At 69.2% G+C, this 21,424-nt stretch carries 16 protein-coding genes; 8 read left to right on the top strand and 8 right to left on the bottom strand.

The features are described 5' to 3' along the window. The first annotated feature begins 1 nt into the window (after position 1). The 5 genes from ICC28_RS39075 to ICC28_RS39055 all read left to right on the top strand — a co-directional run bounded on the left by ICC28_RS39075 (position 2) and on the right by ICC28_RS39055 (position 7,311). On the top strand, positions 2–1,135 hold the full coding sequence (locus tag ICC28_RS39075) for a Gfo/Idh/MocA family protein (protein ID WP_188293625.1): 1,134 nt from the start codon (positions 2–4) through the stop codon (positions 1,133–1,135). A 32-nt stretch (positions 1,136–1,167) separates the two neighbouring features. Beyond that, positions 1,168–2,067: a PmoA family protein gene (locus ICC28_RS39070; RefSeq protein WP_223190715.1), complete on the top strand. Its 900-nt coding sequence runs from the start codon at positions 1,168–1,170 to the stop codon at positions 2,065–2,067. Continuing rightward, positions 2,061–2,765, top strand: coding sequence for a cupin domain-containing protein (locus ICC28_RS39065; RefSeq protein ID WP_188293623.1), 705 nt, complete (start codon positions 2,061–2,063; stop codon positions 2,763–2,765). Before ICC28_RS39070 ends, ICC28_RS39065 begins: the two co-directional genes overlap by 7 nt. An 84-nt stretch (positions 2,766–2,849) precedes the next feature. Continuing rightward, positions 2,850–4,610, top strand: a complete 1,761-nt coding sequence (locus ICC28_RS39060) for a hypothetical protein (RefSeq protein WP_188293622.1) — start codon at positions 2,850–2,852, stop codon at positions 4,608–4,610. A 241-nt stretch (positions 4,611–4,851) separates the two neighbouring features. Then, positions 4,852–7,311, top strand: a complete 2,460-nt coding sequence (locus ICC28_RS39055; protein ID WP_188293621.1) for an RICIN domain-containing protein — start codon at positions 4,852–4,854, stop codon at positions 7,309–7,311. A 139-nt stretch (positions 7,312–7,450) separates the two neighbouring features. On the opposite strand, the gene ICC28_RS39050 is transcribed toward ICC28_RS39055, so the two are convergent. From ICC28_RS39050 to ICC28_RS39015, 8 genes are all read right to left on the bottom strand, one after another. Further along, positions 7,451–8,287: a hypothetical protein gene (locus ICC28_RS39050; RefSeq protein ID WP_188293620.1), complete on the bottom strand. Its 837-nt coding sequence runs from the start codon at positions 8,285–8,287 to the stop codon at positions 7,451–7,453. Positions 8,288–8,394: 107 nt separating this feature from the next. Further along, positions 8,395–9,447, bottom strand: coding sequence for a proline racemase family protein (locus ICC28_RS39045; RefSeq protein WP_188293619.1), 1,053 nt, complete (start codon positions 9,445–9,447; stop codon positions 8,395–8,397). 25 nt (positions 9,448–9,472) lie between these two features. After that, positions 9,473–11,506 carry an FAD-dependent oxidoreductase gene (locus tag ICC28_RS39040; RefSeq protein WP_317454178.1) on the bottom strand — a complete coding sequence of 678 codons (2,034 nt, stop codon included), beginning with the start codon at positions 11,504–11,506 and terminating at the stop codon, positions 9,473–9,475. A gap of 33 nt (positions 11,507–11,539) precedes the next feature. Then, entirely contained in the window at positions 11,540–13,048 is a 1,509-nt protein-coding gene (locus ICC28_RS39035) for an aminobutyraldehyde dehydrogenase (protein WP_188293618.1), read from the bottom strand. Positions 13,049–13,112: 64 nt separating this feature from the next. Then, positions 13,113–14,084, bottom strand: coding sequence for an ornithine cyclodeaminase family protein (locus ICC28_RS39030; RefSeq protein ID WP_188293617.1), 972 nt, complete (start codon positions 14,082–14,084; stop codon positions 13,113–13,115). Between the two features lie 15 nt (positions 14,085–14,099). Beyond that, on the bottom strand, positions 14,100–14,999 hold the full coding sequence (gene dapA / locus ICC28_RS39025; RefSeq protein WP_188293616.1) for a 4-hydroxy-tetrahydrodipicolinate synthase: 900 nt from the start codon (positions 14,997–14,999) through the stop codon (positions 14,100–14,102). Between the two features lie 107 nt (positions 15,000–15,106). Further along, positions 15,107–16,495 (bottom strand): NAD(P)/FAD-dependent oxidoreductase, encoded by a 1,389-nt coding sequence (locus ICC28_RS39020; protein WP_188293615.1) that lies wholly within the window; start codon positions 16,493–16,495, stop codon positions 15,107–15,109. Between the two features lie 147 nt (positions 16,496–16,642). Further along, positions 16,643–18,016 (bottom strand): MFS transporter, encoded by a 1,374-nt coding sequence (locus ICC28_RS39015; RefSeq protein WP_188293614.1) that lies wholly within the window; start codon positions 18,014–18,016, stop codon positions 16,643–16,645. A 349-nt stretch (positions 18,017–18,365) separates the two neighbouring features. Here ICC28_RS39015 and ICC28_RS39010 point away from each other — a divergent pair, with 349 nt between their 5' ends. From ICC28_RS39010 to ICC28_RS39000, 3 genes are all read left to right on the top strand, one after another. Continuing rightward, complete coding sequence (locus tag ICC28_RS39010; protein WP_188293613.1) at positions 18,366–19,034, top strand: GntR family transcriptional regulator; 669 nt, start codon at positions 18,366–18,368, stop codon at positions 19,032–19,034. Positions 19,035–19,502: 468 nt separating this feature from the next. Beyond that, positions 19,503–20,435 (top strand): transporter substrate-binding domain-containing protein, encoded by a 933-nt coding sequence (locus ICC28_RS39005; protein ID WP_188293612.1) that lies wholly within the window; start codon positions 19,503–19,505, stop codon positions 20,433–20,435. Further along, positions 20,435–21,406: an amino acid ABC transporter permease gene (locus tag ICC28_RS39000; RefSeq protein WP_188293611.1), complete on the top strand. Its 972-nt coding sequence runs from the start codon at positions 20,435–20,437 to the stop codon at positions 21,404–21,406. Before ICC28_RS39005 ends, ICC28_RS39000 begins: the two co-directional genes overlap by 1 nt. Positions 21,407–21,424: the final 18 nt, after the last annotated feature.

The raw sequence follows: 21,424 nt of genomic DNA, 5'->3' as shown, positions 1-21,424 counted from the left end.
CATGACGAACAAACCCGTACGGGTCGCCCTCGTGGGCGCCGGCAGCATAGCGGAGGGCGCGCACCTGCCCGCCCTGGCAGCCCAGGGCGACCGGGTGCAGATCGTCGCCGCCTGCGACGTGGATCCCGAGCGCGTCAAGTCGTTCTGCGACACCCATGGCATCCCCGGCGCGTACACCGATCTGGGGGAGATGCTCGAACAGGCCCGCCCGGACCTCGTGCACCTGTGCACGCCGCCGAGCCTGCACGCCGAACAGGCCCGGCAGTGCCTGCTGGCGGGCGCCTGGGTGTGGCTGGAGAAGCCGCCCTGTCTCTCCCTGGCCGAGTACGACGTGATCACCGAGGCCGAACAGGCCGGCGGCGCCTACGCGAGCGTGGTGTTCCAGCACCGCTTCGGCGCGGCCGGCCGGCACACGGCGGACCTGATCGCCTCCGGCGGGCTCGGCCGCCCCTTGGTCGCGCACTGCAGCACCACCTGGTACCGCCCGCACTCCTACTACGAGGTGCCGTGGCGCGGCACCTGGGACAGCGAGGGCGGCGGTCCCACCATGGGCCACGGCATCCACCAGATGGACCTGCTGCTGGCACTGCTCGGGGACTGGACCGAGGTGACCGCCGTGGTGGGCCGGCTGGACCGTGACGTGGAGACCGAGGACGTCTCCATGGCGATCGTGCGGTTCGACAGCGGCGCGATGGCGACCGTGGTCAACAGCGTGCTGTCCCCGCGCGAGGAGAGCTACATCCGCGTGGACCTCACCGACGCCACCGTCGAGGTCAAGCACCTGTACGGCTATGGCAACGACGACTGGACCTACACCCCGGCCCCGCACGTGGACGACCAGGAGCGCGTCGCCCGCTGGTCGGCCCCCGCGGGCGACGAACCCAGTTCCCACGCCGCCCAGCTGACCGCCCTGCTCGACGCCCACGACCGGGGCGAACGGCCCCCGGTGAGCGGCGCGGACGGACGGCGCACGCTGGAGCTGGTGACCGCCGTCTACCGGTCGGCGTTCACGCGCAGCACCGTCGCACGAGCCGACCTGACCCCGGCGGACCCCTTCTACCACCGGCTGCACGGCGACACCGACGGCTGGGCCCCCAGCTCGTCCCGCTCCTCCACCTCCACCGAAAGCGAATGATCTTGTGTCCCTCTTCGGACTCCTCGGACTCCTTGAAACTGAGCCGCGACGAGGCATCGTTCGGCCTGACCGCGCACGGGGTGGAACTGCTGCGCTACACCTTCCGCTCCGACACGGCCCCCTCCGAGTGCCCGGCACCGCACCTGCACCCGCTGCGCACCCTGGCCGGCCAGGTCGTCTCGGCGAACCGGCCGCACGACCACCGGTGGCACAAGGGTCTGACGATGACCCTGTCGCACGTCTCGGGACAGAACTTCTGGGGCGGCCCCACCTTCGACGCCACCGCCCCCGGCCACGGATACGTCCAGCTCGACAACGTCGGGTGCCTCAGGCACGAGGGCTTCGACGAACTCGAGTGCGACGGTCGGGAACTGCGGCTGACCGAACGGCTGACGTGGCTGACCGCGCGCGGCGAGGAGTGGTTCACCGAGGTGCGCACGCTGCGGGTCCACGACGTGGACGCGACCGCGGGGGCGTGGACGCTGCGCTTCGGCTCGGTGCTGACCAACGTGAGCGGCCGCGACCTGGAGATCGGCAGCCCCACCACGGCGGGCAGGCCCGCCGCCGGCTACACGGGCCTGTTCTGGCGCGGCCCGCGGGACATGACCCACGGCTCGGTGCTCGCCGACGGGGACCTGGAAGGCGGCGAGGTCATGGGCCGCACCGCGGCGTGGCTGGCGTACTCCTCCCCGCACGACGAGGTCGACGCGGCCTCCACCCTCGTCTTCGAGCAGGACCCCGACGAGGAGGGGACGACCCACTGGTTCGTGCGCAGCGAACCGTTCCCCGCGGTCGCCCCGTCACCGGCCTTCCACGAGGAACTCGTCCTGCCCGCCGGGGACGCCCTGCGCCGCCACTCCCGGATCGTCGTCGCCGACGGTCTGTGGGACCGCGCCGCCGTCACCGGATACCTCAAGGAGCACCCGTGGTGACCTTCCCCGGCGGCACCGGCGTCTCGGGGCTGGAGGTCTACCCCTGGGAGGCCGCCGACGGCTGCCACGGCGGGTCACCGCACCTGCACACCGTCTGCACCGAGGGCTACGTCGTCGTGGCGGGCAGCGGTGAGCTGCAGACCCTCACCCCCTCCGGGTACGCCTCCGTCCCCCTGCGGGCGGGCACCGTCGCCTGGTTCAGCCCGGGCACGGTGCACCGCGCGGTCAACCACGGCGGCCTGCGGGTGGTCGTGGTGATGCAGAACGCCGGCCTGCCCGAGGCGGGCGATGCCGTCCTCACCTTCCCACCCGACATGCTGGCCGACGCCGAGCGCTACCGCGCCGCCGTCACCCTGGACCCGGACGACCTCGAAGGCTCCGCCCGGCGTCGGCGTGATCTGGCCGTCGCCGGGTTCCAGACCCTGCGAGACCGCCTGGCGGACGGCGACCCCGAGCCGCTCCTCACCCTCTACCGCCAGGCCGCGGCGCTCGTACGGCCACGGGCTGCCGCATGGCGCGACATCGTCGCCGCCGGCCCCGCGGCGGCGGTCGCGGCCAGTTCCCGGCACATCGACGCACTGCTGGAATCAGACAGCTCCCACCTGCGGGACGCGCAGGTCACGTCAGCGGACGCCCCCGCTCCGGACGATCGCGCCTTCGGCATGTGCGGACGCCTGGACACCTACCGGACGACCTGACCGCCCCCTCCCCGCCCACCGTCATGGTGACGGAGGGCGGGCCAGCACACCCCCACGCACGACAAGCAAGGGAGATTTTCGACGATGAGAATCCTCAGAGGGCTCACCGTGGCCGCTGCCGCCACGGTCCTGAGCACCTTGGTCGGGGTGGTGCCCGCGCAAGCGGACACGATCACGGTCACGGTGGACTACGGTGCCGACGCCGGGCCGTCGAATCAGGTCGCCAGCGGCTATCTGCACGGGATCGACGCCGCCTCGCCCGCCCAGTACCTGATCGACGGTGTGAAGGTCCGGGCGATCCGCGGCGCGGACCACCACCCGAACCTGCCCAGCCTGTTCGACGGTCCCACCTACGACCGGGTCAAGGCCACCGGGGCACGCCTGCAGGTCGGCGTCTACTACTACGTCGCGGATCCCAACCACCCCGACCGCAACTACCGGCCCGGGGACGGCGGCGACCAGGACCGCTGGCGGAACATCGTCAACAGCGTCTACGACGAGGCGCAGACCGACAACTACGACGTCGACTCCTGGATCACCTGGAACGAACCGGACCTGCAGTGGAACACCACCGCGCGGCCCTTCACCAGCTACCTCGCCGCGCACAACGTCGCCTACGACACCCTGAAGGCGCGTGACTCCGCACTGAAGGTGCAGGCCCCGGAGCTGTCCGGCTACAGCTTCGCGCGGCTCACGCAGTTCCTGACCTACTGCAAGCAGAACGACTGCCTGCCGCAGGTGCTGTCCTGGCACGAGTTGACGGCGGGTGCTCCCGACATCCCGGGCCACACCGCGCAGATCAAGCAGTGGATGATCGACAACGGCATCACCCCGATGCCGATCGCGATCACCGAGTACCAGGGCACCGGGTACGGAAAGGCGGACGCGTGGGACGCGGGCGTCAACGTCCGCTACCTCGCCCAGTTCGAGCGCAGCGTGCCCAACGGCCTGACCGACGGGCTCTACTCCGCCTGGGAATGGGTCGGGGACAACCCGGCCTTCGTGGCGACCCTGGGCAACGCCGCGACCCCGAACGCGGCTCTGCCGAGGGGTGTGTGGTGGAACTACAACACGTACAAGGACATGACGGGGCGGCTCGTGGGCACCACGTCGTCGGCCGCGGGCACGGTGGACGCCTTCACCTCCGTCGACACCGCCCAGCGCCGTTCGACCGGTCTGGTGGGCAACCAGACGACAGCCGCGCACACGGTCACGCTGGATCTGCGCAACATTCCCGCCGCGCTGCAGCGTGATGGGAAGGTCCGGCTTCGGGCCACCCGCTTCGACGATGTCGCGGAGCTGACCAATCCGGTCAAGGTTCTGGAGGGCGACTACGCGGTCAGCGGGAACGCGGTGCAGGTGAGCCTGCCCGCGCTGCCTGCCAGTGCCTCGCTGCGTTTCGATGTCAGTCCGGTCGTCGCGGGCAGCCCCAAGACGGTGTACGAGGCCGAGTCGCTGCCCGTCACTTCCACTTCCGGGGTGGTGCGCCGCAACTTCACCGAGGACGGGGCCAGCGGTGGGCAGGCCAGCGCGCTGGAGTCGACCGCGGTCGGGCAGTCCGTGACCTACACGGTCAACGTGCCCGCCACGGGGCGTTATGAGCTCAGCGCCTATCTGAAGCGGCTGGCGAACCGGGGCTTCTTCCAGCTCTACGTCGACGGCAAGGCGTTCGGTCCGCCGCAGGACGAGTACGGAACGGCCGCGGAGTACTACCGGACCACCTTCGGTCATCTCCAGCTCTCCGCCGGTCAGCACACCCTGCAGTTCAAGGTCGTCGGGAAGAACGCCGCCTCCAGCAACCACTGGATGACGTTCGACCGCTTCGAACTGTTCCCCCTGACCTGACCCGGGACCATATTCCGGACGCACGGGGTGATCGGAGGCCAAGGCCGACCGGTCACCCCTGCTCCGGCCCCCCTTCCGACGGCGTGGACGTCACGCGGACTCCTGGGCATCCCACGACAGCCTGCCGGTCACCCCAGGCCGCGGGGCCCGCCACTGTTCGGATACCGGCGCCATCCCCAGTTCCGCCGTACGAACGCCCCCGCTTGCCCATCCCAAGGAGGACCTCCCCGTGCGGATTGCCATGAGCCTGCATGACAGGCTCACCAGACGCATCGCGACCCTGGCCGCCGTGCTTCTCGGCCTCGCCCTGCTCATCGGCCCAGTACCGTCCCCCGCCTACGCCGCTACCAGCACCGCGATCACCGTGGACGGCACCAGCGGTGGACGCACCTTCGACGGCATCGGTGCGATCAGCGGCGGCGGCGGCAACAGCCGTCTGCTGCTCGACTACCCGGCCACCCAGCGCAACCAGGTCCTGGACTACCTGTTCAAGCCCGGTTACGGCGCTTCCCTGCAGATCCTCAAGGTCGAGATAGGAGGTGACACCAACTCCACCGACGGCGCCGAGATCAGCCACCAGCACACCAGGGGCGACATCGACTGCGACGCCGGCTACGAGTGGTGGATGATGGAGCAGGCCAAGGCCCGCAACCCCGCCATCAAGCTCTCCGCCCTGGCCTGGGGCGCCCCCGGTTGGATCGGCAACGGCACGTTCTACTCCCAGGACGGCGTCGACTACCTGATCTCCTGGCTCGACTGTGCCAAGCAGCGTGGCCTGACCATCGACTACATCGGCGGCCGGAACGAGCAGCCCTACAGCGCCTCCTTCTACAAGGACCTCAAGGCGGCGCTGATCTCGAACGGCTACACCTCGACCAAGCTGGTCGGCGGCGACGAGAACAACTGGGACGTCGCCACCGGCATGAAGAACGACAGCGCCCTGAACAGCGCCGTGGACATCGTCGGCTCGCACTACCCGTGCGTGTACCAGTCGGCGATGACCACCTGCACCTCCACTGCCGACGCCAAGGCGCTCGGCAAGCAGCTGTGGGCCAGCGAGAACGGCTCGGAGAACGCCGAGACCGGCGCGGCACCGGTCGCCCGCGCCATCAACCGCGGTTATATCGACGCGAAGATGAGCGCGTACATCAACTGGCCGCTGCTCGCCTCCGACTACCAGAACCTCTTCTTCCACGACCAGGGTCTGATCACCGCGAACCAGCCGTGGTCCGGCCACTACAACGTGTCCCGCACCGTCTGGGCCATGGCGCAGACCACGCAGTTCACCTCGCCGGGCTGGAAGTACCTGGACAGCGCGACCGGCTACCTCGGCGGCGACCGCGCCAACGGCAGCTACGTCAGCTACGCGGCGCCCGACAAGAGGGCGTGGAGCACCGTCATCGAGACCCTGGACGCCACCGAGGCGCAGACGGTCACCCTGAACACCACGGGCGGTCTGCCCGGCGGCACCCTGCACGTGTGGTCCACTGACATGTCGGCGCCCGCCGGCAAGGCCACCCCGCGCATGGTGAAGAACGCCGACCTGACGGCAAGCAACGGGACCTACTCACTTACCCTGCAGCCCGGGCGCGTCTACACCGTGACCACCACCACCGGTCAGGGCGCGGGTACCGTCACCTCCCCGTCGCGCACCCGGCTCGCACTGCCGTACTCCGACTCCCTCGCCGGCTACAGCACCGGCAAGGAGGCGAAGTACCTCGCCACCATGAACGGCGCCTACCAGTCCGCGCCCTGCGCCGGCGGCCGCAGCGGCCAGTGCCTGCGCCAGACGGCGCCGACGCAGCCGATCACCTGGTGGTCCCCGACCATGGACAGCATCCAGCCGTACACCCTCATGGGCGACGTGGGCTGGAGCAACTACACGGTCAGTGCCGACGTACTGCTGGAGAAGAGCGGCAGCGGCGCCACGATCCTCGGCCGCGTCGGCACCCAGCCGAAGTTCAACGGCGGCCTGAACGCCTACCACCTGCGCCTGACCGACACCGGTTCCTGGACGGTGTACAAGACCAGCAGCGACAAGTGGGCATGGACCGCCCTCGCCAGGGGCACCGTCACCGCCCCGGGGACGAACACCTGGCACAAGCTGGCCCTGACCTTCCAGGGCAGCAGCATCACCGCCAAGATCGACGGCACCACCGTCGCCACGCTCACCGACACCAGCTACGGGGGCGGTCTGGTCGGCCTCGGTGCGGACAACTACAACGCGGTCCAGTACTCCAACCTGTCCATCACCCCCGAAACCGTGCCCGACCTCTCCGGCACCTACAAGATCGTCAGCGTCAAGAGCGGCAAGGCCCTCGACACGTCCGGAGGCGGCACCGCGAACGGCACGCCCGTCGTCCAGTGGACCTCCGGTTCGGGAACGAGCCAGCAGTGGAAGCTGGCCCTGAACAGCGCCGGCTACTACACGATCACCGGTGTCGGCAGCGGCAAGGCGCTGGACATCCCCAACGTCAGCACCTGGCCCGGGACCCAGCTGGCTCTGTGGGCCCCCAACTCCGGCACCAACCAGCAGTGGGTGGTCGCTCCGAGCGACAACGGTGCCTACACCATCGAGTCACGCTCGAACGGCTACAAGGCCGACGTCGCCGGAGGCTCCACCGCCGACGGCGCGGTTGTCGGCCAGTGGTTCACCACCGGCGGCAGCAACCAGCTGTGGAAGCTGGTGAAGGTCTCCTGACGGCGACCGGGTGAACTCGAGGGCGGTGCAGTCCCGGACCACCGGCCTGCACCGCCCTGTACGCACCAGCGCTGGGCCACGCGCCCAGGCGGTCGCACCGGGCCTGCGCGATCTTCAGAGCATCCCCAGTGGTGCCGTATCAGGAGACCGGGGCGGCTTCCAGGAACTGGTGGAGAGAGGCCGTCATGTCGGCGACGAAGGCGTCGCGCGTGGAGTCGTCGACGTGGTCCAGGGACAAGTAGGGGTTGAGGTCCTCCAGCTCGACCAGGAGGAGTTCGCCGTCCGGAGTACGGCAGGCGTCCACACGCTGGATGCCGTGTGCGAGGGTGTTCCAGTCGATGAAGCGCCGGGCGAACGCCAGGTCGCTTTCGGTGGGCCGGTATGAGGCCAGAGCCCAGCGACGGTCGGGGTCGGGGGCGTTGAGGGCGTACTGGAAGGAGTCGTCGACGTAGTAGAACGACACCTCGTAGCGGAAGTCGATGCGGGGCTGGACCAGGACGTCGCCGTAGGTGAGGTCGTGCAGCGCGTCCCGAGACACGAAGTCGAGGCCGATGGAGTCCGCTCCGGCCTTCGGCTTGACCGCGTACTGGTCGCTCTCCGGGAGCAGTCCGAGGTCCTCGGGCCGTTCGACGGTGGGGATGACGGGGTATCCGGCCGCGGTCAGATCCAGCAGGTACTGCTTGCCAGCCATGTCGGCCCGGCCGGTGAGCGGGTTGTAGATCCGCGTCCCGCGCGCTGCCGCCCGGTCCCGGAAGGCGTCGTACTCCTTCTGGTAGTGCAGTACGGGGCCGCTGTTACGGACCACCACCGCGTCGAAGTCGTCCATCATGGCGGCGGCGTCGAGCGGATGGCACAGGGCTAGGTCGAAGTCGTTCCGCAACCGGGACGACAACAAGATGTCCTCGTCGCAGTAGCGCCGCCCGCGAGCCTGATACGCGAGATCGGTGACGTAGAGGATGCGGGAACGGACGGGCATGGGGCGTTCTCCTGGGGTGTTGTACGAGTTCACTCATCTTCCCACTCGGTGTCGGGCCACGGTCGCTTCCCACGGTTGCCCGTGGCACGGGGGCGTCCGCGCGTCGCTCAGGCCCAGATGTCCCCGACGGTGAAGCCGTCGACGAACGGGTCGTCCGGGTCGAGTACATGGGTGCTGTAACCGGAGATCCAGGCCTGGCCGCCGATGGTGGGGACAACTCCGGTGTAGGGCCCGACCTGTACCTCCCGGATGAGTTCGCCGGTGTAGACGGTGCCGAGGACACCCTCGTGGCGAAAGGGTTCGTTGAGCTTGAGGGCGCCCTTGGCGTACAGGGTGGCCATCCGCGCGCACGTGCCGGTGCCGCACGGGCAGCGGTCGACCGAGCCAGTCCACGTCGCGGGGTCGGAGAAGTCCACGGGGCCGCTCGCCACCGTCACCGCGTTCTTCATGTCGGCGGCCGGATTGTCGGTGGGGCCGGACAGCTGGGAGATCGTGATCCCGATGCCCGGGTAGTCGGGGTGCTCGACGGGCAGCTGGTCCTGGGCGGCCCGGAGGATCAGGGAGGAGACACGGGTGATCTCCCGCCCGTGGGACGGCACCAGCTCCAGCCCCGCGAACTGCCGCACGTCCGCGATGACGTAGAACATGCCGCCCCAGCCGACGTCGACGGTCACCGGGCCGAGTCCGGGGACGTCGATCACGGCGTCGAGGTGCGCGGCGAAGGCGGGCACGTTCTCGAAGGTGACCTGCTTCACCTTGCCGTCGCGGCACTCGGCCCGGATGCCGATGAGCCCTGCCGGGGCTTCGAGCGTGAACTCGGTGACGGGCTCCCGCATGGGGATCATGCCGGTTTCGAGCAGGACGGTCGCGACGGCGATGGTGTTGCCGCCGCTCATGACGGGGTACTCGACCTGCTCCATGATGATGTAGCCGGCCGCGGCGTCCGGGTGCTTGGGCGGGACGATCAGGTTGCAGCACAGGGGCGGATAGCCACGGGGCTCGCGCAGCATGAGCGACCGGAGCTGGTCGTCGTTCCGTTCGAGCCACTTCATCTGCTCGTAGACGGACTCGCCGGGGATGTGCGGGACACCCCCGGTGATGACGCGCATCGGCTCGCCCGAGTGGGTCTCCACCGCGTGGATCATTCGCTTGAAAGACATTGTGACCGACTTCCTTCGCCGTCTCTCAGATCGCTCGGCACAGGCGGGCCGCGTCCAGCATCGCGGCGTGGACGTTCCTGCTGGCCACCGCGTCCCCGATACGGAACAGCCGGAACGAACCGTCCTCGTTGCGGACCACCGACTGGGGCCCCAGAGCCAGCAGTTCCGTCAGGTCGACGGCGCCCAGGTTGGTCGAGGAGTCCAGCAGCTCGTCGTAGAGCTCCCGGACCGGATCGGTGCCCATCTCGGCCACGACGGCGTCGAAGGTGCGCTGCTCACGGAAGGCGAAACCGTCCACCCCCAGTTCCACCGTCACACCGTCCGCGGTCTTGGTGACCCCGCGCAGCCGCCGGAGGACGGTGACCGCGACGCCGTTCTCCGCCAGCGTGTTGAAGTAGGAGGACGCCGTGAGCGAACCTACGTCGGGGGAGAGGGTGCGCTCGGGCGTGACGATCTCGACGGTGGCGCCGCCCTGGACCAGGGCCTCCACCGCGTCGAGTGCCTGGTTGCCGCCGTGGTCGTCGTAGACCATCACACGCCCCCGCAGTCGCTTGGCCCCCGAGAGCACGTCCCAGGTGTCGTGGACCAGCCGGGCCCCCGGGACGCGGGGGGCGGCCGGAGCGCCGCCGGTCGCGACGATCACGACGTCCCAGGACTGCTCAAGAAGCGTCGGGCCGTCGACGTAGGTGTTCAGCGAGACCGGAACGCCCAGGCGGGCGAGTTCCTCGGTGCGCCAGTCGATGATTCCGCGCAGGTCGCGGCGACGCTGGGACTTCGATGCCAGCAGGAGCTGTCCGCCCACCCTGTCGGCGGCCTCGAAGAGGTGTACGTCGTGACCGCGCTCGGCGAGGACCCGGGCCGCTTCCAGGCCGGCGGGCCCGGCTCCGACCACCGCCACGCGCTTCGGTGTGCTCGCACGGTCGATGCGCTGGGGTACGTCGAGTTCGCGGCCGGTGGACGGGTTGTGCATGCAGTACGCCGCACCGGAGGCGTAGATGCCGTCGATGCACATGTTGGCGCCGACGCACGGACGGATGCGGTCCGTGTGGCCGTCGCGGACCTTGTTGGGCAGTTCGGGGTCGGCCATCAGGGCCCGGGTCATGCCGACCATGTCGAGCAGTCCCTCGGCGACGGCGTACCGCGCGGTGGCGACGTCGCTGATGCGGGCGGCGTGCATGACCGGGACGGAGAGCTTCTGCTTGATGCGTCCGGCGAACTCCAGGTGGGGAGAGGCCGGCGTGGACATCGGCGGAATGGTGCGGGCCAGGTCGGCGTCGGTGCCGATCGAGCCCTTGATGAGGCTGATGAAGTCGATCCCGGCCTCGGTGATGTCCTCGGCGATGCGCAGCGCCTCGGGCGTCTCCAGGCCGCCCTCACGCTCCTCGTCGAAGGTCATGCGCGCGCCGATGACGAAGTCGGGGCCGACGGCTTCTCGTACCGCGCGGATGACCTGGAGCGGGTAGCGCATCCGGTTCTCGTAGGAGCCGCCGTACTCGTCGTCCCGGTGGTTCCAGTACGGCGTCCAGAACGAGTCCAGGAAATGGCCCCAGGTCATGAGTTCGACCCCGTCGAGGCCGGCCGACCGGCAGCGCTGCGCGGCGGCGACGAAGTCCTTGAGCACCCGGTCGAGGTCCCACTGCTCGGCCGCCTTGGTGAACGCGCGGTGCGCGGGTTCGCGGACGTTGCTCGCCGAGATCGCCGGGAGCCAGGTGTCGGTGTAGTTGCTGGTGCGGTGGCCGAGGTGGGTGAGCTGGGTCATCACGGCGGCGCCCTGCTCGTGGACCTCGTCGGCGAGCCGGCGCAGCCAGGGCTCCGACTCGTCCTTCCAGAGCTGCAGGTTTCCGAAGGCGGGGGCGCTGTCCCGGCTGACCAGCGCGCTGCCCCCGATCATGGTCAACGCGACGCCACCACGGGCCTTCTCGACGTGGTAGGCGCGGTAGCGGTCCTTGGGCAGACCGTCCTCGCTGTAGGCCGGCTCATGGGACGTGCTGACGATGCGGTTGCGCAACGTCAGGTTCTTCAGGACGAACGGGCTCATCAGGGGGTCGGTGACAGCCACCTCACACCTCCGCGGATTGTCCGGACGGGCGGGTCAGCGCCCGTGGTTGTGCATGACGTGCTTGGTGCGCGAGTAGTCGTCCAGGGCGTAGATCGACAGGTCCCGTCCGTAGCCGGAGCCCTTGAAGCCGCCCCAGGGGACTTCTCCGGCCAGGACCAGGTGGGAGTTGACCCAGACGGTTCCGAAGTCGAGACGGGCCGCGATGTCGTGGCTGCGACGGGCGTTCTCGGTCCACACGGATGCCGACAGGCCGAGCGGTACGTCGTTGGCCCGTCGTACCGCCTCCTCCTCGTCGGCGAAGGTCTCGACGGTGACGACGGGGCCGAAGATCTCCTCGCGGGCGACCTCGGCGCCTTCGGGGACGTCGACCAGCACGGTCGGCGCCACGAAGTAGCCGGGTCCGTCGAGGGCTCCGCCGCCGGTCGCCACCCGGACGCCTTCGGCCTTGGCACGCTCCAGATAGCCCGTGACCCGCTCGAAGTGCGCCTTCGAGACCATGGGGCCGACCTCCACGTCCTCGCCGGAGGTCGGCTCACCGACGACCAGGGACCGGACCTCGCCGACGAGCTGCTCGACGAACCGCTCGGCGACCGACTCGTGGACGAGGACGCGACAGGCGGCCCCGCACTCCTGGCCCGAGTTCCAGAAACTGCCGGTGCGCAGTGACGACGCGGTGGCCGCCAGGTCGGCGTCCTCGAAGACCACGACCGGTGCCTTGCCGCCCAGTTCGAGGTGCACTCGCTTGAGGGTGTCGGCGGCGGCCCGGGCGACGGCACGACCGCTGTTGACCGAACCGGTCAGGGCGATCATGTCAACGTCCGGGTGCTCGGCGAGGCGGGCCCCGGCGACCGCGCCGTAGCCGTTGACGACGTTCACCACGCCGGGCGGCAGGAGATCGGCGACGAGTTCGGCGAACTTCAGGGTCGTCAGCGGGGTCTGCTCGGACGGCTTGATGACCAGGGTGTTGCCGGCGGCGAGAATCGGCGCGATCTTCCAGGCCGCCATGAGCAGGGGGTAGTTCCACGGGGTGATCACGCCGACCACGCCGAGCGGTTCGCGCAGGATGACCGAGAGATGGTCCTCGGCGTAGTCACCAGCGGCCAGGGAGGTGGTCGCGCGCACCGCGCCCGCCATGAAGCGGAAGGTGTCGATCGTCATGGCCACGTCGTCCCGGGACACCGCGAGCGGCTTTCCGGTGTTCGCCGACTCCAGCCGGACGAGGAGGTCGGTGTGCTCCGCCAGCCGGTCGGCGACGGCGTGCAGCACCTCCGAGCGGTCCTTGGGGACCCGAAGCGCCCACTGCTCCTTGGCCGAGACCGCGGCGGCGACGGCGCTGTCGATGTCCTCGACGGTTGCCTCGGGAATGCGCGCGATGACGTTCTCCGTGCTCGGGTCGACCACGTCGATCGCCTGCTGCGTCGATCCGTCGACGAACTTCCCGTCGATGAAGTGGCGGGCTGGGGGCAGGTCGGCTTCGGTGATCAGGGGCGGCGCGTCCGTGGCGCGTCGAACCGCGGCGGTGGGGCCGGTAGTGGTGGTCATGGTCGGTGACTCCTTGAGTGTGGTCGAGTGGGGGTGGGCCGACGCCGGGTGGTGCGGGGGCCGGTCAGCCGACGCTCCGGCCGACGCCGTGCAGTTCGGCCTGCTGGTAGACGCTCCAGGCCGCTGCCGCGTCCTGCACGCCGAGGCCGGCGCTGAGATACGTCACGATGTCGCCGTCGTCGCTGCGGCCGGCCACGGCACCGGTCAGGACATGGCCGAGTTCGAGGACCTCCAGCTCCGCCGAGGCGCTCTGCGCCCGGTCGGCGACGAGCGGACCGCAGTTCTGGCGCGCCGTCGGTGCGTGATCGACGACGACGTGGCGGCCGGCGCGCAGGACGTCGGGGCCGATCTCGCAACGGTGCCGGTCGAAGGATCCGACCGCGACGACCGTGGTACCGGGTCGGAGCTGACGCGCGGTGAACAGTGGCTCGGTGGCCAGCGTGGCGCAGACGACGACGTCCGCCTCGGAGATCGCGTCGCTCAGGGACCGCACCGGTTCGACGTCGAACCCCTGCTCGCGCAGGCGTCCGACGGCGGCGTCGAGCGGGGACCCGGGCGGTGACCACATTCCGGTCCAGGCATAGCCCTTGTCGCGCTGCAGAGCGGCGACGTGCGCCTGCCCCTGTACCCCGGACCCCAGTACGAGGAGGCGGGCCGCGTCCTTCCTGGCCAGTGCCTCGACCGCGACCGCGCTCGCGGCGGAGGTGCGCAGTGTGGTGATCGCCGTACCGTCCATGAAGGCCAGCGGGACGCCGGTGCGGGGGTCGAGCACGGCGACCACCGCATGGATGGTGGGCAGGCCGCTTCCCGCGTTCCCGGGGTTGATGCTCCCGAACTTGCAGACCGGGCCGCTCGCCGGGTCGAGGCGGGAGGCGTAGCAGAAGACACTGTCGGGGTCGTCGGCGTAACCGCCCAGGATCTTCTCCGGCTGCCATGCCTCTCCCCGCGCGAGAGCGACGAACGCCGCCCGCTGCGAGGCGATCGCGGTGTCGATGTCGAAGACGGAACGGACGTCGTGCTCGTCGAGGAATCTCATGACTGCGGCCCTTCCTCAGCGTGCCGTCGAGAGCTGCGGCATCGTCTCGATCAGGGAGGAGATCCTGGCGGCGGTGGCGTCGTCGAGGCCGAGCAGCGGCTCACGGGGCGCGCCGACGGGCAGGCCGACCGCGTTCAGGGCGGCCTTGACCGCCGGGATGAACGGGGCGGACATGATCGCGTCCATCAGCGGGTAGATCCGCGCCCATTCGGCCTGCGCGCGGGCGAGGTCGCCGTCGCGCAGCGCCCGGTGGATCGAGACGAGTTCGACCGGCATCACGTTCGCGGTCCCGGCCATGACACCGGCGGCGCCCTCGGAGATCGCCTGCAGCAGGAGGCTGTCCCAGCCGATGAAGGTGGAGATGACGTCGCCGTAGCGGTGGATCAGCTGCCCGGCCTGGGCCATGTCGGCGCTGGTGTCCTTGATGTACTGGATGTTCTCGACCTCGCGGGCGAGCTGTCCGACGGTCTCCGGCGAAAGGTTGACCCCGGTGGCGCCGGGCAGGTTGTAGAGCATGATCGGAATGTTCACGGCGTCGGCGACGGTGCGCAGGTAACGCAGCGTCTCGTCGAGCGTGAGCGGCTCGTAGTAGGGGGCGACCACCATCAGGATCGAGGCTCCGGCGGCCTCGGCATGGCGGGAGAGCTCGATCGCCTCCCTGGTGCTCACCGCACCGGTCTGGGCGATGACCGGCACACGTCCGGCGACCTGGTCGACGACGGTCTCGACCACCTGGCGCCGTTCCGCGGCGCTCATCGCCGCGAACTCACCCGTGGATCCGCAGGCGACGACACCGTCGACCCCGCCGTCGATGCTGCGGTCGACCAGGCGGCGCAGTGTCTTCTCGTCGAGTTCTCCGTCCGAGGCGAACGGTGAGGCGAGTGCGGTGAGGACACCGCTCAGCTGTGTCGACATTGTCGAGTCTCCTGAGATGAAGGCTGTGGGCGGGCGAGCGCCGGGGCGTGGATACCGGGCAGCGGACGGGAGGCCGGAGCCGTCGGGCTCCGGACGGAACGGTCGGCTCAGGGAGTGGCGCCCGCCGGCGCCAGGCCGTGCGGGGCGGTCTGCCGGTCGGTGGCCAGCAGGCTCTGGGCCTCCTGGGCCGCGGAGAGTCCGGACGAGATCGCGGTCTCGGTGTAGAGGGTGCCGAGGTAGTCACCGGCCAGGAGGACGCGTCCGGTGCGGCGGGTGAGCGTCTGCTGGAGCTTTCCGCGGCCCGGGAAGCAGTACGGCGCACCCGTGGGCCAGCGCTGAACCTCGGCCTCGACGACCTTGTCGGCGAAGCCGGGCAGGACCTGGTCGAGGTCGTCGAGGTAGATCCGGCGGATCTTGTCGTCGTCGTGCTCCAGCAGCTCGCGGGCCAGACTGCCCGGCGAGAAGGTCATGATGCTGCTGCCGGGCCGGCGTTCCGACTCGTAGCCGTGCACGACGTTGGACATGTTCAGCGCGACATTGAAGGATCGTTTCGGTGTGGCGATGCCGTAGGCGTCGTCCCAGACCTGGCGCCCCGTCTCGTTGCTGAGGAACGCGGCACTCACGTAGGGGCCGTAGACGATCTTCGACAGGGCCTCGCGGATGTAGGGGTCGAGATCGACGGCGATCCGGTGGCTGACGGTCGCGGGCGTGGCCAGGACCACGCAGCGGGCCTCGACCTCCTTCTCCACGCCGCCCTCCCGGTAGCGGATCACGACGGAGCCGTTCTTCTGGATCACCTCGTCGACGGTCGCGTTCAGCCGCACCCGGTCGCCCAGGGTCGCGGCGATGGACTCGGTGAGGGTGGACGGGCCGCCGATGATGCTCTGCGAGAGGCCCGCGCCGATGTTCCACACCAGGCTGAAGTAGCCGACGCCCGCGCCCGCGGAGAGCTGGTCGATGTCGGCGGCGGAGCGGGTGACCGTGGGCTTGAACAGGGCCTCGGCGTCCTCGGGGAGGTCGCCGATGAAGTCCTTGAAGGAACGGTCGTTCATGAAGTCGTAGATACGCTGCTGGCGTTGGGCCTCGGTCTCGCCCTTGCGCCGCTGCACGATCCGGGCGTAGCGGGCCACGTGCAGGGCGACCTTCGCGCCTGCCCTGACCATGCCGACCCGCGCCGACATCGGCATCGGAATGCGGAACGGGTAGCTCTCCACGCGGCCTCTGAGCAGCAGCTTGCCGTTCATCGACAGTCCGGCCAGCGAGCCGGGCACCGCCACCGAGTCCACGCCGGTGCTGTTCAGCAGCCATGACGTGGCCGAGTCGCCGCCGGCGTAGACGTGACCACCCCAGTTGAGCCAGTACGGTCCGCGGCGCTCCGAGCGGATGCGTCCGCCGACCCGGCCCTCGGATTCGAGCAGGAGTGTGTCCCAGTGCCGCAGACGCCAGCCGGCGGCGAGACCGGCGATGCCGCCTCCCACGATCACTACGTCTTTCATCGACCCTCCTGCGCAGTTGCGGGTGAATATTTCGGCCGCTCGAAGAGCCTTGCCGTGCCATGTCCCGTTGTGCCGAGCGATACGGCCACCAGGGTGTTCGGGGGATCCGTCCGGGCCTCCGCCGAACGGTGGGTTCGGACCGGTTGGTCAGACGTTCGCGGGGCGGCCGACGGGTTTGCCGCTTTGCGGCGTCAGTGCCGCGGCCTCGTGCAAGGCCATGCCGCGGGTCTCGGGCGCCCAGAAGACGGAGACGACGGCGCCGACTAGGCTGATGGCGGCGGCCGCCAGCATGGTGCCGCCGACACCCCAGCCGGTCAGGGCCATGGGGACGAGATAGGTGCCGACGGCGGCGCCGATCCGGCTGGCCGAGGAGGCCAGGCCCACGGCGGAGCCGCGCATCTCGGTCGGGAATAGTTCGTTGGGGTAGATCCACTGCAGGATCTGGGTGCCGCCGATGATGACCGCGTACAGGGCGAACAGGGTCATGATCACGCCCGAGGGGGCGTCGGGGAAGATGCCGAGCAGCAGCAGGGCGAGGCCCGACCAGAGGAAGCTGTGGATGACCAGCGGACACCGGCCCATCTTGTTCACGCCGAGCAGGGCGACCACACAGCCGATCAGGAACATCACGGTGATCATGGCCTCGCCGATGTTGGCCAGGCCGCCCTCCAGCTTCAGCGCGTCCAGGATCTTCGGGCCGAAGGCGTAGATGGCGAAGAGCGGGACGATGGAACAGGTCCAGAAGACGGTGATGTAGAGCATCCGTCCGCCGTAGCCGGAGCGCAGGATCGCCTTGATGTCGACGTTCTCGCGTTCCTCGGCCTCGTCCGGCATGTCGGCGACCGTCACGTCAGGGCCGTAGACCTGCTGCAGGACGGCGTTGGCTTCGTCCACGCGCCCCTTGTTGGCCAGCCAGCGCGGGGACTCCGGTGTGCCGTGGCGCAGCAGCACGATGACCGTGGCGGGCAGGGTGGCGCTGGCGAGCATCCACCGCCAGGCGTCGTTGCCCATGGTCGACAGCATGATCTCGCCGACGATGTAGGCCGCGGCGGCGCCCACGAACCACATGACGACCAGGCCGCCGAGCAGCGGGCCCCGGTAGCGGCGGGGCGTGAACTCGGCCAGCAGCGAGGTGGCGATGGGGTAGTCCGCGCCGACCGCGGCGCCGATCAGCAGCCGCAGGATGAAGAGCCACACCGGGTCGGTGGCCCAGAACTGGGCGACCGAGCAGACGATGATGGCGATCAGGTCGATGGTGTAGAGGAGCTGTCGGCCGAACCTGTCGGTCAGCCAGCCGCCCACGAACGCGCCGAGGAAGATGCCGATGAGCGCGGACGCGCCGATCAGGCCCTCGGCGGAGTCGGACAGGTTCAGCTGCGGCGAGATCTGCACCATCGCGACGCCGATGATGCTCAGGACGTACCCGTCGAGGAACGGACCCCCGGAGGAGTACAACGCGAGCTTCTTGTGGAACCGGGACAGTGGTGCGTCATCCAGCCTGTTTCCGGCGTTCACGGTCATCACGGCCTCCTGGAGCGATTCCCGGGCTCACTCGTCGAGGGGGGTTCCGGGGCAGGCGGGGGTTGATGTCTTGTCGTAGGTGTCGGACGTCCGGTCCCGACACGTCCCATGCGCTGATGTCTGGGGGCAGGGGCTTCGTCACGCGATGCCCGGGGGGGAGCTCCGGTCCCACCGCGGTTGCCCGCCACCATAGGATGTGATCACAGATCACACAATGGGTTGGAGTGGGGTTCAGGTGGAGTTTTCGAAGGAGGTTCCCGCTGGGGCGGCGCGGCCCGGAGACGGGACGGACGCGAGCGTTCGTCGAACTCCTGCCACCGACCAGGCCCTTTATGATTCAGTCGTGCGTATGTCCAAACGTGTCGAGCCGTCGCCCTCTCTGACCGACCAGGTGTACGCGGTACTGCACGAGGCGATCACGAGTGGCGAGTATCCAGCCGGCTACCGCTTGCGGATCCGTGATCTCGCCGCCGAGGTCGGGACCAGCGTGATGCCGGTGCGCGAAGCCATCCGGCGCCTGGAGGAGGCCGGCTTTGCCGAGCGCGTCCCGCACAAGGGCTCGGTGGTGAAGGGCCAGCACCTCGCCGAGCTGCTCCACATCTACGACACGCGGCAGGTCCTGGAGGTCGAGGCCGCGCGCCGCGGCGCCACGCGGATCGACGAGGCGGACGCCGCCCGCATGCGTGAGGAGTTCGAGCTGATGCGGCGCGCGATAGCCGACGGTGCCGTCGCTCCGTACCTCGACCACGACGAGGCCCTCCTCGCGATTCTCTACGAGGCGGCCGGCAACCCCGTGCTGGTGAACACCATCCGTACCCTGTGGCAGCACTGCCGCGCCTACAAGGTCGTCGGCGCCCGGGCGGCCCTCGACGCACCCGGCGACGACACGCTGTGGCGCTATCAGGAGCAGTTGCTCAAGGCTGCCCATGCGCGCGACGGCGCGGCAGCGGCCGCGATCACCAACGAGTCGCTGGCCAACGCCACCGACCGGATCAAGGAACAGCTGGTCTCGCGTTAGGCGGCGCGGCGGCCGAGTATCGGCCCCGGTCACCGAGCCGCGCTCGGCCGGGACTGCGCTTCGGTGGATCCGCTGCCGTTCCTTCCTTCTACCGACGCGTGACTGACCATATTCCGCCCCATCGGTTACCAATGGATTACCGATTTACTACGAATCGCACTGATTGGTGCGTGCTGGGCGGGGGATTGCGGCCGAGGCAGGTTGCCATCCCCTCACTCGCCCGGTTCGCCGTCGTGTCAGGGGGGCATGATCGCCTTCGCGCTCGCTCGTCAAAATTCCTGACGGGCGCTTTTCCCAGGTCAGAGCAAGGGGTGTGGGTATCGAGACAAAAAAGATCTGTGATCACATCTTGTCAGACCTCGATGAAGGTGCGAAGTTACCTGCCATCACGCGGTCCCGAGACATCCGAAACAGGGACTATTTCGGGATTAATCCGCTCAGGCATTTCAGCCACAGGCAGGGAGAGTCATGAAGCGTCTTCGCGGTTCACGTCTGGTTCGCTTCGGGGCGATCGTCGGATCCGTAGCACTGATCGGGTCGACGGCCGCGTGCGGGTCGTCCACCACCGGTTCCTCCACCGCCGCGGCGGACGGCGGGTCGCAGAAGGTCGACTCGATCGCCGCCATGGTTCCCAAGTCGATAGCAGAGAAAGGCACCTTGACGATCGCCGCCGCCACGTACCCGCCCGCGGTGATCGAGCCGGCCAACGGCGGGACCCCCACCGGCTGGGACATCGAGAACGTGCGGCAGATCGCCGCGGTCCTGGGCCTGAAGGTCCAGATCAAGATCGCCCCGTTCGACGGCATCATCGCCGGCCTGCAGGCCGGCCGGTACGACGCCGCGACCGGGGAGATCTACGCGACGGACGAGCGTACGGCGACCGTCACGTTCGTGACCAACCACTCGTCGAGCGACGCCCTCATGGTGCCGACCGGCAGCAAGATCACCAGTGCCGCCGGCGAAACAGACCTCTGCGGTCACACCCTGGCCGCCTCGCTCGGTTCCGCCGAGGCCGCGCTGGCCACGGAGCTCGCGGGCAAGTGCAAGACCGCGGGCAAGAGCGCGATCACGGTCAAGACCTTCAAGTCGCAGGCCGAGGTCAACCTCGCCCTGAGCGGCGGCCGGGTCGACGCGGCGGTGAGCAGCGCGAGCCAGGTCGCCTATGTGATGAGCCAGACCAAGAACCAGTTCAAGCTGGTCGAGCTGCCCTGGGCCCCCCAGTACAAGACCGGCATGGTGCTGGGCCGAAACAGCGACACCGAGAAGTTCGCCAAGGCGGTTCAGGCGGCCACCGACCACCTGATCGAGAACGGTGAACTGCAGAAGATCCTCGACGAGTTCAACGCCGGCCAGGGGCTGATCGACAAGGCCGAGATCCTTCCGTCCACGGGGAGCAACTGATGAAGGCGGCCACTGCCACGGACTCCACACGGGTGGCCCCGTCAGCCACCCCGCCCTCGGAACTCGTTCCGATGCGGTATCTCGGCCGGCGCCTCGCCGCGCTGCTCGTTCTCCTCGCCGCGGCAAGTCTGGGCTACTCCGTGATGACCAACGCCAACTTCGAGTGGCCGGTCGTCTGGGAGTACCTGTTCAACCCCGAGATCATGGCGGGCCTGCGCACCACACTGGTCCTCACTGGGGTGTCCATGACCCTGGGCATCATCCTCGGCATCGTTCTGGCCGCCTGCCGGATGTCGGCGAACCGGGTGCTGTCCACACTGTCGGGCGCCTATCTGTGGTTCTTCCGAGGCACGCCGCTCCTCGTCCAGCTGATCTTCTGGTTCAATCTCTCGGCCCTCTATCCCCGGTTGTCGCTCAGCGTGCCGTTCGGGGGGCCTGAGATCGCCGGCGCGGCGACCAACGGCGTGCTGAACCTGTGGGCGGTCGCCATCATCGGCCTGACCCTGAACGAGTCGGCCTACATGGCGGAGATCGTGCGTGGTGGCCTGCTCTCGGTGCCCAAGCACCAGGGCGAGGCGGCCATCGCGCTCGGGATGAACCGCTGGCTGACCTTCCGCAGAGTGATCCTGCCGCAGGCCCTGCGAGTGATCGTCCCGCCGACCGGCAACCAGGTCATCGGCATGCTGAAGCACTCCTCGCTGGTGAGCATCATCGCGCTCGCCGACCTGCTGTACTCGGCGCAACTGATCTACTCGCAGAACTTCCGCACGATCCCGCTGCTCGTCGTCATCTCGCTCTGGTACCTGGTGTGTACCACGGTCCTGTCCTACGCCCAGAGCCACATCGAGCGTCATTACGGACGCGGTGTCCACGTCGGCACGCAACGGCCGGGCGGACTCGCGAAGCTCCGCTCGCTCCGGTCCAGGCTCTGGCAGCGATCCCAGTCGAACGACACCCCGACTCCGGCGTGACCGGCACAACGAAAAGGA

Source organism: Streptomyces sp. TRM68416, from assembly GCF_014596915.1.
Lineage (GTDB): Bacteria > Actinomycetota > Actinomycetes > Streptomycetales > Streptomycetaceae > Streptomyces.
This window is presented reverse-complemented; position numbering and strand designations above follow the sequence as displayed.

What these genes read in the sequence shown, in the direction of transcription:
- ICC28_RS39035 (WP_188293618.1), bottom strand. Translation starts at nt 13,048, where the DNA reads ATGACCACCACTACCGGCCCCACCGCCGCGGTTCGACGCGCCACGGAC.
- ICC28_RS39075 (WP_188293625.1), top strand. Translation starts at nt 2, where the DNA reads ATGACGAACAAACCCGTACGGGTCGCCCTCGTGGGCGCCGGCAGCATA.
- ICC28_RS39045 (WP_188293619.1), bottom strand. Translation starts at nt 9,447, where the DNA reads ATGTCTTTCAAGCGAATGATCCACGCGGTGGAGACCCACTCGGGCGAG.
- ICC28_RS39050 (WP_188293620.1), bottom strand. Translation starts at nt 8,287, where the DNA reads ATGCCCGTCCGTTCCCGCATCCTCTACGTCACCGATCTCGCGTATCAG.
- ICC28_RS39015 (WP_188293614.1), bottom strand. Translation starts at nt 18,016, where the DNA reads ATGACCGTGAACGCCGGAAACAGGCTGGATGACGCACCACTGTCCCGG.
- ICC28_RS39010 (WP_188293613.1), top strand. Translation starts at nt 18,366, where the DNA reads ATGTCCAAACGTGTCGAGCCGTCGCCCTCTCTGACCGACCAGGTGTAC.
- ICC28_RS39005 (WP_188293612.1), top strand. Translation starts at nt 19,503, where the DNA reads ATGAAGCGTCTTCGCGGTTCACGTCTGGTTCGCTTCGGGGCGATCGTC.
- ICC28_RS39055 (WP_188293621.1), top strand. Translation starts at nt 4,852, where the DNA reads ATGAGCCTGCATGACAGGCTCACCAGACGCATCGCGACCCTGGCCGCC.
- ICC28_RS39060 (WP_188293622.1), top strand. Translation starts at nt 2,850, where the DNA reads ATGAGAATCCTCAGAGGGCTCACCGTGGCCGCTGCCGCCACGGTCCTG.
- ICC28_RS39020 (WP_188293615.1), bottom strand. Translation starts at nt 16,495, where the DNA reads ATGAAAGACGTAGTGATCGTGGGAGGCGGCATCGCCGGTCTCGCCGCC.
- ICC28_RS39000 (WP_188293611.1), top strand. Translation starts at nt 20,435, where the DNA reads ATGAAGGCGGCCACTGCCACGGACTCCACACGGGTGGCCCCGTCAGCC.
- ICC28_RS39030 (WP_188293617.1), bottom strand. Translation starts at nt 14,084, where the DNA reads ATGAGATTCCTCGACGAGCACGACGTCCGTTCCGTCTTCGACATCGAC.
- dapA (WP_188293616.1), bottom strand. Translation starts at nt 14,999, where the DNA reads ATGTCGACACAGCTGAGCGGTGTCCTCACCGCACTCGCCTCACCGTTC.